Raw genomic sequence first — 12,478 nt, 5'->3', positions numbered from 1 at the left:
CTCGAGAACCACCGCCACCGCCTCTTCCCCCACCTCTGGAGATAATAGATAAAAGAAGATATGTCAGTGTGCCCCCAAAAAACTTAAAATCTAAAATCACCACAACAATTACTACAAGGACTATTAACCAGCTGGGAATACCCATTCCCTTCTCACTTGTGGACTGCGTTTGTTTACCGGCTTCTCCTTCTTTGCCATACTCAGCAAGTACTTCGTTTGCTAAAGTTTTATAGGTTTCCACAATAGCTCTGTCTGGCTGTTGATTTTTTAAATATGGAAGGGCATTTTCGTCAAGAATTCTACCGGCTTTTCCATCAGGAATTCTCCCCTCCAAACCGTAGCCCACTTCAATCCTCACTTTGCGTTCTTTCATGGATAAGACGAGTAATACACCGTTATTTTCGTTTTTATTTCCGATTCCATATTGCCGAAATGCTTCATTTGCAAATTCTTCAATTGGTTTGTCCCCGATGGTTTCTACTGTTAAAACAGCAATTTGTGCCGTTGTTTGGTCTTCAATGTTTCTGCCTAAATTGATTAATTCGTTTCGTTCTGTTTCATTTAGTACACCGGCAAAATCCTGAACATAGATATCTCCGACAGGAGCAGGAATTAGGACTTCCTCAGCATGTGTATTTCCTGCACAGACAAAAAAAGTGAAAAACACCAATAAAAGGCTGAAGAGCCGCTTCGTTTTCATTACTTATCGTCCCCAAAGTCAACGGTTGGAACTTGTCGGGCACTTGGGTCCGCTTTAAAATACTCTTTTTCATCAAACCCGGTAATGCCTGCAATAATCGCCCCAGGAAATCTTTTTACTTTTTTATTGTAAACGGCAACCTGATCATTATAATCTTTTCGTGCAACTGATATCCTGTTTTCCGTTCCATATAGATACACTTTCGGTCAATATACAAATTCAATCAATTATATCCTCAATAAAACATTGATATTAAAGGAATAAACACAATTATTTAATTTAGCCCATTATGTTAATAATTGGACAAAATAAAATTTATTATGTATACTAAAAATAATTAGTTAGGGTTTGAAGGGGACGAGCCCATAGCGGGAGGCGTATCCGGAGATGCGGAGCATCGAGGACCTTAAACAACAAGAACGGTAGTCTTTAACAATAGAAGTTCTTTTAAATAATGGGGTTATTCTTAGAAAGGGGAACAAATCAATGGACTTTTCAAATACTAAGTTTGTTAGCCGAGAGGTTACTGTAAATGAGACGATACAAGGCAAAATAAGAAATATAAAAGTAATCATGATAGGAGTATTGGATGAACAATCAGGAATAGTATACCCTCACCCTCTAACCCATTTTATTAAGACCCAATATGAGTATTATGGAAAATCACTAAATAGCCAAGATGCTCCTGCTAAAGAGGTTTGCAGACTATTAAACTATTGTTTACAAAAGATAGAAGAAGGAGATGAGGAATTTAGTGAGCTTAAGCTAAAAGGACTAAGAGGGCTTATGAGAAAACATGCTAGTCGTTACATTTCCCATTTGTCTTTAAAAGGTTTACAAAAATCAACGGTGGAGCAATATGAAAAATACCTTTCATCATTCTATGTTTACTTAAAGAAAATGGATTTAATAGATGAGGATTTTTCAATAGAGGAGAAAAAGAATTTTAAGGGAGAGACTGTATATAAATCGGTATTCAGGGAACCACAACTGGAGACAAGATTCCCCTCCCGTAATACGAGAAAGGAAAGACCAGCAAAACTTAAAGATTTCGGGGAAGACAGGGTAGTATTAACAGCACGTTTTATTAGCATAGCAATGGATGTTGCACCCGGTATTGCCCTTGGATTATGTTTTCAATACTTCGGTGGTTTAAGACGTGGTGAGGTAGTTAACTTAGACAGAGGCAGTTTAATTGTGAGCCACGGAGAATCAATGGAAGTTCAAATAAAAGATAACAGGCAGAGATTTTTCGCCCGACTTAAAGATACAAAAGCTGAGAACCCCAAAAGATTAAATTATTTAAACGTTAATTTGGCTAGACAAACTATTCTTGATAATGACTTGGTGTGGAAAGTTTACGACCAACACATGAAGCAGCTAAACATTTTACTAAAAACCGGGAAATGCAAAAATGCAAGTGCTTTGTTTTTAGATAACGACGGAAACCCAATGTCAGGAAAAGTCTATGACAAACAATTCAACAAAGTTAAAAATATTTTCCTTGATTCATTGATGGGGCATAAAGATTACGACCTTATAGCCGATACCTATTGGAGTACACATATTGGCAGAGGTGTATTCACAAATACGCTTATTGATATGGGGTTTACTCCCACACAGTTAGCCATCGCCAGAGGAGATAGAAACATTAATTCTGCTTTAAAATATATTGATGAAACACTTACTACCGAACAAATAAGAGAAGCGGTCAATGAGTTTAAAAAATATCCTATTGAAAAATTAGGGCTTATAGATAATAAAGATGTTCAAAGATGGAAGAAAAAGGTTGGTTAAATATGGAGCATGAAACATGGATTGCAAAATATGAGGTTGTTCAGTCTGGAAAATACGAAAAAATCGCCAAGACATATAAAGGTTTTAAACCCTTTGAAAATAATATCATTGAAACAAAAGAGGCACCCGGAACGACTACAATGGCAACTTATTACAAAAAAAGCGATTTGGATAATCTATTGCAACTTATCGAATTACTGGAAGTCAACTACCTACCTGATAAAGAAATTGTAAAGATGCTAGGTTTTGAAGGAAAAACCCCTCTTGCAGGAGTGAAAAGAAGAAAAGAGATTCTTGATGGAGTAATCTCCTTATGTGAATCCCAAAATATTGGGTACAAATATTTCGATGAGGGATTTAAAAAGGTTTATTTATATGTTGCCAAAGAGCATTTCTTATCTTTCATGGAAACTCATATTCAAAGCATAGCCGCAAGGGAAAAGTATAATATTTCTTATGAAGATATATACGGTTTAGAAACTAAATATAATATTCAAAGGGTGACGATAACTAAGAATAATTTTTTCTATAGTTTAAAAGACGCTGAGAAATATTTTAATATTCCTAAATACAATGAAGAGGATTTTTTTAATCTTGATGAAACATTATCAATTTTTAATTGCTCAAGAAATACGATTGATTCCCTTAGAAAAGAGGAACATATAGAGCCAGTTTTCATAAAAGGAAAGACTTTCTATTCAAAGGAAAGTGTTGATAATTTATTAAAAAAAATGGCAGAAATTAAAAATACATTTTGTACAGCAAAAAGTGTTATGCAAATTTGCAATCTGGCATATGTTCCCGGACAGCTAGTTTCTTTTCCAACAGACACCCTAGCGAATCTAGCTTTAGGAGAACCAGTTATGGTTATGTATTTCTTAGAAGATGTCAATCAGTATAAAAAACAAGTAGAAGAACGAAATAATTTAAGCCAAGCATTAAGTCTTTTCGACCCTGTTGAAGCTTTTGAACAAATTTTAACAATAAAGGAGATTTCATTTTCAGAGAAATGTCCTTACACACAAAAAGAATGGCATTCATTCTGCAAGGAAAAGCTGTCTTTAGCTAAAAGAAACATCGGTGGATTGAAAAGCCTAATATCAAACTATGTTGATTGTACAACCGTCTTAGCCGCTTTTACACTGGACAAAGAGTTATTTTCTCTTACTTCTAATGAAATTAACCTAAAACTATTTAACCCTTCAATTGCAATTCAAAAACAGCGCAATTTATATAGTTTTCTCTTGGAATACCACGGAAAAATAACTGCCCTCTTGTCGGAGAATAACAAAAAAACTAAGACCTTCAACATGTCCAGAATTATCAACCCTTATCTCTATGAAACTACTGAAAAACCCAAGGAGACTTACGAGTATTCCGAGTATATAGAAATATACGATTATGCAAAATCAATGAAACATAAACAACAAGCAATCATTGACGCTGAGAATATCATTAATAGAAATGAATATACCACTCATTACGCTTCTGCTTGGTTATATATACTGACTCATTTAGGTAATGCCTGGAGGCATAGTGATGTGATGTCTCTTCCAATGGTAGAATTAAAAGATGTTAACCATTGCTCACTGGAAACATTAAAAGAACGGGACTTAACATTGGAAGAGGCAAACTCAATAATAAATCAAGTCAAACGAAAAGACCTTACTGTTAATAAAACAGGAGCAACAAATCGATTCAACTGTCCAGATGATTTGGTCCTTCCCTTTGCTACTGCCGCTGCAATTTGTTCATTGATTGTAATTGAAATAAAAGGCATTATTAGCGATAGTGAAAATAATGTCATAAATAATAGCATTATAGATTTTGACATACAGAATAACAACGTTATTTCTAAAAAAGCCCATAATGCTTTTTTTAGTAATTTTAATAAAGAGGATTTTAAGTTCCAAAGCCTGAAAATGAATCGTACTGTCTTAGTCCTTATTTATATGGTTCTAGTACGAAAAGGACGCAGCAGTGCTGCTTTAGAATTGGCACAGAGACTACGTGCTCATGAGGACTTTGAAACAACTAACATCTATCTGGTTATCCCTGATGAAGAACTTGATGAATTATGTGAAAGTCTTTTTAACAGAAAATATTTCGGTTATATCCCATCACTTCTTGCAACTGTCCTGTTTGGAGATAATGAGGATAGAAATAAAAGAACACAAGAAATTTTAGCACTTAATTCAGCATTCGGTGGAATTCAAAGAATAGAGGCTACTACCGGATTCATCAATAAAACCTTATCAGAAAGACAAAAAGTTGCAGATGAAATTTTCAGGATGGGTCTTGATGAGGTTACAGATTTAATGTTTGATTTAGAAGTTAATGCGTTACCTAGTCATGAAGAAAACTTCCAATGTATAGTTTCACCAGATTGTCATAAGCCAGAATTAGAGTCATGTAAAGATTGTCCTTTTGCCGTTCCTAACTTCTACGCCATTTCTTCACTCGTAGAAGGCGTAAAAGGCACCATATTAGAGTTTATTAGAGATTTTGAACCCAGTACCTTTGAAGGCGAAAAAACGCGTCTAATGAACCATTTATATAAGGATATGGATGGCTTGGAACGGGCTATGCAGAAATTCGGTAAAACCGAGGTATTTAGATTCTTCGATAACGGTGAAGAAGAATACAATGGGCTATTAGACCTGCTTGATGAATTACAATATCGAACTGGTGAAGATTTTGAACAGTATCTAACTTATAATCCCATTTATTTGACATAGGAGGTACTTATGCCTGTACTAAACAAAGAATTGGAATTTGACATTGAAGAATTTTCCGATGAAACATTTAATTTAGAACAAAGCATTATAAAAGCTAAAGAAATCATTGAAAGTCTAGTAGTAGAAAATCGCTGGATTAGAGGTGATTTTGAAGATGATTGTTGGGAAGTCGCAAAACTGCAATACTATGAAAACTATTCTTCATTTGACTTTAGTAAATTAGACTCTGCACTTTTTAACAAAAATTCACCTCATGATTTCAAAGATATTGCCAAGTGTTGGACAGTCCATCTTATCGATAAATATAAGCAAGCTGCGGTTAGCTATCATATCCAATTTTTGAAGAGTTTTGAAATAACTAAGGGGTTTAGACGGCAAGAAAAAGGCTCTTTATTAAAGTATATTGAGTATTGCGATTATAGCAATAAATACAAAGTAGATTTGATAATATCTCTCTGTAATTTCTTTGACTTTTCAGACCTTGAGATAGGTGAGGACTACGTGCCTTCCCTTATCAATTTAAAAAACAAAATTCCAGTTAAAAGAAATATAAGACAGTTACCTCCTTCTAGATATGTGCTTTCATTTTCATATTATTTAGAAAAACATTTTGAACGATTATTAAATGATTCTCTTAGCCAAGCTAAACTAATAAAAGAATTACTTTTAATATTTCCATTAGTTATTTGGTGGAGATTAACAAATATAATTCCCATGCGACCAACGGAATTTTGTTTAATAGAAAGAAATTGCATTTTTATTAATAATGGGAAGCATTATATCAAATTACCTAGGAATAAACTGAAGAATACAAAAAGGATACAAATCCCCGACACACTATTAATAGATAAAGAATTATATCAACTTATCGAACGATATGTAGAAATAACCAACAAATATGGTAAAACAGATACGCTTATATCATATCGCTCGCTAATCTCCGGGGACCCTTCTACTAATAGAGCTGCTGTAACAAAAAATTTGAATCAGTTTAAATCACATAACTTAGATGCTCTGATTAAAAGATTTTACAAAACAATGGAAACAATATACGACTGTGAAATAGTGAAAGAACACCATATTTCTCCGAATGACACAAGACACTTTGCTTTTGTTTCGCTAATGATGCAGGGGTATTCCCCTATTGAAATTGCAAGATTAGGTGGGCATCAAACGATTCGAGCACAATATCACTATAACGGTCATTCAGAATATTGGGCTGATTGTGAAGTATTTAAGCTCATGAAAAAAGTAAAAAACTCTAAAATTGTTGCAGAGCATACTGGAACTATACCAGATGAAGTTAAACTTAAAGCGTATGATGATGATGGCACATTTAAGAAAAAGATGAAGATAGGATATTGTAAAGATGAAGAACAAAGTTGTGAAACAAAACTTTGTTACTTCTGTTCAAGGTGGGGTATAACTCCGGATGAATATATTGAAAAAAAAGAACAAATCAAGTCAGATATACTTGCTATGAAAAATAATATTAATGAACTTGCAGCAATAATTCGAAATCTTAACAAACAATTTTTAAGCGATGAACTATCAAGACGGAACCCAGAATTATTATCAAAGATAAAAACTAAGGCTAATGAAATACAGAGCGATATTTATAAACTTGCACTACTGTGTTCAAAAATAGGTGGAGGTGAAGTATTAGATGGCGAAAAAGTCCGTTGGTCGTAATCCAAAGCTTACTCAAGATGAGGTAAAGTTTGTTGTAAAAGACTTTAGAGATAATGTTCAACCAATGGGTATTATTAGTTATTCCAAGATTCATAGTTACGCTAATAGTCTTTATGAAGACAAACTAATCTCAGCTTCCACTTCTGATTCCTTTTGGAGAAAAGAAGGTCGTTTAGGTCGAATTGAAGTCGATAAAGCTAATAGAGTTTTTAGTGAAACTGTTACTGTTTCAAAAGGAAAGGAAATTAAGGTACCAAACGTAGTAGATTTAGTAAATAAAAAATACAAGAATAAAGAAGAATTATTAAAGCATTTAATCTTCATGGAAAAGCAATTTCATGAGTCATTAGAAAGAGAAAAAAAGTTAGGAAAGGACCTTTCAGAACTTGAAGAAACTCTTCAAAAGGTTAAATCCGATTTAAAAGAAAGAGACACACAAAATGATAAGTTACAAGCATTAGTGTACAGATTATCTAGAATCTTATCGGAATCATCCAATGAAGAGGTAAGACAGAATACTGAGTATGCAATGAAAACTATATTTAGCAACCCTGCTGCATTCTTTGAGTTTGAAGAACGAAATAAACCGAAGTATGAACCCAAAGTTATTCCATTCGAGAACAGTGAATCGAAAAATAAGTTTTCTAGTCGGTTTCGTAAATAAAAAAACAATGAGATATCTTATAAGGCATCCTCTTTTGGAGAAAAAACAATATAAATGCTACATAGGAGAGCTAATTCATATGAATTAGCTCTCCTTTTTTATTGAAAAGTTTTAATGTGAAAAATATTCGTTATTCCACTCGTCAAATTTGATAACATCATCAATATCTTTTTTACATTAGTTTTTAAAACTTATATGATGTATTTCAAATTTTTGTGCGTTTGTTTCAGAGAATTGATTGACCGATGATTTTACCTGATAAAACCATCACAGTCAGGATACACAAAATGGATATCCACAATGTTGTCACTATGCTTTGGCTCTAATGTGAATGATTCCCAATCATTCCATCTTCTAGATTTAAATGCTTCTAAAAGAGTAATATATGTTTGAGGTTTAAAACCTCTCATTGCGTTTGTTCCTGAACTCGACACGACAAGTTCCCTTTTACAAAATTCATTTAATATCAACTAGAAATAAGTAAGTTTCTTTTCTTTACATACTTGATGTAATTCTCGCCAGAACATCGATGGATAGTGTTTAAATGTAAAAGTACCTTTTTTTGTTTCTTTTGTATAATTTTTTGACATTAATAAATAGCATTCACGTTTTGCTCTTGTTATACATACGTAAAAAACTCTACGTTCTTCATTTAGCTTCTCTTGATTGTGGATGTTTCTGTAATTTGGGAAAACTTTTTGTTCCATTCCTAACATTACTACTACCTCGAATTCCAATCCCTTTGAACTGTGTCGAGTTGATAGGGCAATTTGGTTATCAGATTTACCAATCTGCGAGAACATCTCAACATTGTACATTTTATAACGACCTATAGTTGCTAATTCTAAAATTCTGTCAATATAATATATTTCACCGGAATATTTATCAGATTGATTTATAATAGCTTGAATGTTTAGCCTATTTATCATAAAAGTTAACCAATCACTCAACAAATCTTTATATTTTTCACTGATAATTAATGTATTATAGAATTTTTTTCTTTGGCTAATTTTTTCAGAATCACTAAGCATACCCTGATAACTCTCTAACAACCGAATCCAAAAATCGGAAATCTCTGTAAAGGAACCTTGATTGGTAACTAACCATGTACCACAATCTTTTAACCATAAAACAATATTACTCTTCGAGAATTCGAATTTTGGAATATAATGTGGGATTCCTCTTTCCTCCAATACTCTACGCACTTCTTCTACCACATAATTGTCTTTTACCAAGATACATATTTCTTCTAAAGGAATACCTTGTTTTTGACAACTAGGTATTATGGTATCTACTACATATTTGTATTGCTCTTCAAGTTCATTTTCACATTGGATAAAATGAAAGGCTCCCTTTTCATTTAATCTATATCCCGCCTTATATTCTCGGTCATCAATACTTAAAGCCATAGATGCAGCGTCAATTATATCCTGATTACTTCTGTAATTCGTTTTAAGCTGTATCGGCATGAGTTCATAGGAATCGTAAAGTTCTAGAAAATAGGCAGGGTGAGCACCGTTAAATCCATAAATGCTTTGGTCTGGGTCCCCGACTGCAAATATTTTTATATTAGTATTATTAATTAGAGATAAAATTAATTCATGAAGTGGCTTCCCAAAGTCTTGATATTCATCAATTAGAATCCAAGGAAACTTAGCTTCGATACACTTCCGTACGTATTCTTCTCGATTAATTAATAGTGTTGAATATTTAACAATTTCGATGAAATCCGTTTTTCCTAACTCTTTAAGTCGTTTTTCGTATTCGGTGGCAACTTTAGCGGCTAATGCATTTTCATTAATTTCTACTTTGCTTATTCCTGGCACAGAATGACTTCTTTCTGAATCTATTTGTTCGAATCTTAAGTCACTTTTACTAATGCCAAATTCATCTAAGATAGTGAAAAACAACTTATATTTTTCACTATCGGTAATGATATCTATAGGCAATGGAAAATCATCATTAAAAAGATGACAAAACGGCATTATAATTTGAGAAATACAAAATGAATGAACTGTGCCTAATGTTACATTTTCTCTTTTTTGATAACCCATTTTTCTAAGCCTGTTTATAAATTCTTTTGCCGCTTCATTACTGTAAGTTATGCATGCTAGCCCTCTTGGAGTGTTTATTCTCTCATTTAACAGTTTGATTATTTTAAGTGTTAAAATAGTGGTTTTACCACTGCCAGGTCCTGCCCTAACGATTGTACTTAAATTAGAATTAAACGCAGCTAACTGTTCGGGGTCATCCTGAATTTGGTGTACTTTTTGATAATATAGTTCCATTAAAGTTCATCTACTCTTTTATAAATAAATTCAATAGCTTCCTCGATATAGCTGGGTATATGGTTTTCTGTACATTCTATTGATAAATGCTGGGCAAATCTGCCTTTGCCTATCCCTGAATGGCTGCTTTCAATCTTTTTTAAACATGCTACATACTTTCCTTGTTCTAACTCATTTTGGAAGTTCTTTTTTTGTCTTTCCCCACCCAATGTTAGATTGGTAAAAATATTATTTAGAATTTCTTTTTCATGTTTTAATTCTTTTACCGATTCCATAATATCGATTTCCATTGTATGATAACCAATGAAGTAGCCTAATGAAAAAAATAATTCATCTTGTTCGCGGAAACTGTCAGGAATTTGTTCTTCAGTTAGCTTATTCAATTTAATTAATAGGTCACTTATTCTATCGTTTCCATCGTATCCAAAATCTTCATGGTCATCCTCGTTTAACAAACCAAATTTCCTTGTTGTATTTCCATCTTCCTCAACGTTTAAGTAATAATCGCCGTCTGTTATTACAACAAATGGAATACCTAAAGCATCAAGAAACTTTACGTATGGCTCAAAGTTTGTAGAGCTAATGTTACAGCAAATGATTCCTTTTATATCTAATGGCATATCAAGTATTTCTGCAAAACTTGGTATTAAATATTCTTCAGCAACACCCTCTATTAAAATAACTCCTTTTCCAAAATAGATTTCTCCTCTTTTAACATCGATGTAACGCTCTATATCTTTTCTATCCCTATCTTCAATTTTTAAAGTAGCAGTGGTATTTATAGTAGTTCCATCATTCGTATGCCTCAAATGAACAATTGAGTCAATAGGAGCAACAGATGTAATATGTGGAGAATGTGTGGTCATAAGAATAGATGTGTTTTTTTTCATTACATCTTTGTAAATAATCCGCTGTAGTGCAGGATGTAAATGAGATTCAGGTTCTTCAATTGCTAAGATTGTAAAACCATTGTTATTGGAATAATACGTATCCATAAAATGATAAAGTTTAGAATAATTTTCATTGGTTAAGTCAGTTTTTATTATGTAATTATTTCTTTGATTCTTTTCGAAACAAGCATTCAGTATTGCTGCTTCTTCTTCTTTTAACAGTTCCTGAAATTTATCCTCCTTAATAATTGTTGGTACTGTTTTGTCCTCTAAACTTAATAAAATTAATGAAATGTAGAGGATGTTATTTATCCCTAGACTTGTATCCCCGGTTTGACGTTTTTTCTGTCCAATCATCAATTTAAGAGTGTTTAAGATACGATTAGGGTCAAAATCCATAGTGTCTAAGGAAATCTTTGAATCAATCTGATTCCCAATTATATCAGAAAACCTTGAGCTGATTTTTCCTGTTAAATCAACGAGTTCATCAATAGATAACACTTCATCACTTTTTTCTTTAAGAGCAGAAGCAATTTCTTCTAGTTCTTGCTTTCGAATATCATATTGTTTAAGAAGCATATTTATAGGAGACTTATTAATATGCTTCATTTCAGTTTCAACGTCTCGTAATGCATTTATTACGCGTAAATTTAGAAATTTTCGATGGAAATGATTGAAGGGAACCTCTTCCTTGTCACCTTGGAAAATAATAAATTGGTAATCAAAGGTTCCATCTTCTCTTATCTTAGGAAAATACCTATATGTTAAACGCAAGGTCGGAGGTGATGTTGAAACTGTTGCAGAATCTAAGGTAGATAAAATAGTTTTATTGTGCTCAAAACCTTGAATTTCAATTGAGATTTCAATCTTTTCACCCTTGTTCATTGGTTCTGACAATCCATCAAAGAAATCTGTTTCAAATAAGAACCGGTCTTCATCGGACAATTTTGGGTCTAAAATAAGCTGAACAGCTCTCAATAAATTGGTTTTACCAACATTGTTTTCACCTATTATGATTTGTTTGTGGTTTAATTTAACATCTACATTTTTAAAATTTCGAAAGTTTACTATTTTGATTCTTGATATGTAAGGTGACTTTAAATTATACAAATGCTTCTCTCCTCTTAATTTAATTAGACATTATAATCTTAGAACATATTATAAAAGTTGACAATGTTTTACAATAAGTGTCAAATAAAAAAGTTAGTATTATGGTTTAGGTACAACTTTTCACAATCTTTCTTATGCAAAAAGAAAAAGACGACCTTCTTCCTGAAGAATCGCCCCCCTTAGTTGAACAATAGGGTTCATGGCTACAGCTTGACCTTCTAAGTCATTCTCCTTACTCGGTCAAAGTTTCTATTCCGAATCAGGTCAGAAACTGTGTTAATATTTAATTCATGTAACTCCGGGAGCTTAGCTGTAACTTCATTATAGTGCCTCGTATATAAACGGACTTTATTGTCAAATTTAGTCCATTAGAGACGCATTCCATCTAACTTAAGCTTAGTTGAAAAATTATCATAATTAAATGGTTGCTCGAATTTATGCATCAACATTGGTGAAACAAACATGCTACCTCCTCAATAATTATGAAAAAGCATAAAGTTAATTATATGCCTGGTGGGATTCTGGAAGGTGACGAAAAATACGGAGAAATAAATAGGCAATTGATTCAAAGAATCTGATTGGATAAATAACAATATAAA

7 protein-coding genes and 1 pseudogene are annotated in these 12,478 nt (G+C 32.9%); 4 read left to right on the top strand and 4 right to left on the bottom strand.

Annotated elements, in window-relative coordinates:
* Together V7121_RS18775 and V7121_RS18770 are read right to left on the bottom strand one after the other, a co-directional pair.
* On the bottom strand, positions 1-700 hold a 700-nt coding region (locus tag V7121_RS18775; protein ID WP_335547398.1), incomplete at its 3' end, for a TPM domain-containing protein.
* A pseudogene (locus V7121_RS18770) lies at positions 700-894 on the bottom strand (LemA family protein); the annotation flags it as partial. The gene V7121_RS18775 and the pseudogene V7121_RS18770, both read right to left, overlap by 1 nt.
* 292 nt (positions 895-1,186) lie before the next feature.
* Between V7121_RS18770 and V7121_RS18765 the strand changes: the two are divergent.
* The 4 genes from V7121_RS18765 to V7121_RS18750 are packed head-to-tail and all read left to right on the top strand — an operon-like array spanning position 1,187 to position 7,591.
* Positions 1,187-2,497 (top strand): site-specific integrase, encoded by a 1,311-nt coding sequence (locus V7121_RS18765; RefSeq protein WP_335547395.1) that lies wholly within the window; start codon positions 1,187-1,189, stop codon positions 2,495-2,497.
* Positions 2,476-5,235, top strand: a complete 2,760-nt coding sequence (locus tag V7121_RS18760) for a hypothetical protein (protein WP_335547392.1) — start codon at positions 2,476-2,478, stop codon at positions 5,233-5,235. The genes V7121_RS18765 and V7121_RS18760 overlap by 22 nt, the downstream gene beginning before the upstream one ends.
* 9 nt (positions 5,236-5,244) lie before the next feature.
* Positions 5,245-6,927: a site-specific integrase gene (locus V7121_RS18755; protein ID WP_335547390.1), complete on the top strand. Its 1,683-nt coding sequence runs from the start codon at positions 5,245-5,247 to the stop codon at positions 6,925-6,927.
* Positions 6,902-7,591 (top strand): hypothetical protein, encoded by a 690-nt coding sequence (locus tag V7121_RS18750; protein ID WP_335547389.1) that lies wholly within the window; start codon positions 6,902-6,904, stop codon positions 7,589-7,591. Before V7121_RS18755 ends, V7121_RS18750 begins: the two co-directional genes overlap by 26 nt.
* A 470-nt stretch (positions 7,592-8,061) precedes the next feature.
* Here V7121_RS18750 and V7121_RS18745 read toward each other — a convergent pair whose 3' ends face one another.
* Positions 8,062-9,879 carry an ATP-dependent helicase gene (locus tag V7121_RS18745; RefSeq protein ID WP_335547387.1) on the bottom strand — a complete coding sequence of 606 codons (1,818 nt, stop codon included), beginning with the start codon at positions 9,877-9,879 and terminating at the stop codon, positions 8,062-8,064.
* Positions 9,879-11,879 carry an ATP-dependent nuclease gene (locus V7121_RS18740; RefSeq protein ID WP_335547385.1) on the bottom strand — a complete coding sequence of 667 codons (2,001 nt, stop codon included), beginning with the start codon at positions 11,877-11,879 and terminating at the stop codon, positions 9,879-9,881. Before V7121_RS18740 ends, V7121_RS18745 begins: the two co-directional genes overlap by 1 nt.
* Positions 11,880-12,478 lie beyond the last annotated feature (599 nt).

It is taken from the genome of Neobacillus drentensis, assembly GCF_036962125.1.
GTDB lineage: Bacteria > Bacillota > Bacilli > Bacillales > Cytobacillaceae > Neobacillus > Neobacillus drentensis_B.
The sequence above is the reverse complement of the archived record's forward strand: the minus strand, read 5'-3'. Positions and strand labels throughout refer to the sequence as shown.

What these genes read in the sequence shown, in the direction of transcription:
- V7121_RS18765 (WP_335547395.1), top strand. Translation starts at nt 1,187, where the DNA reads ATGGACTTTTCAAATACTAAGTTTGTTAGCCGAGAGGTTACTGTAAAT.
- V7121_RS18760 (WP_335547392.1), top strand. Translation starts at nt 2,476, where the DNA reads ATGGAAGAAAAAGGTTGGTTAAATATGGAGCATGAAACATGGATTGCA.
- V7121_RS18755 (WP_335547390.1), top strand. Translation starts at nt 5,245, where the DNA reads ATGCCTGTACTAAACAAAGAATTGGAATTTGACATTGAAGAATTTTCC.
- V7121_RS18750 (WP_335547389.1), top strand. Translation starts at nt 6,902, where the DNA reads ATGGCGAAAAAGTCCGTTGGTCGTAATCCAAAGCTTACTCAAGATGAG.
- V7121_RS18745 (WP_335547387.1), bottom strand. Translation starts at nt 9,879, where the DNA reads ATGGAACTATATTATCAAAAAGTACACCAAATTCAGGATGACCCCGAA.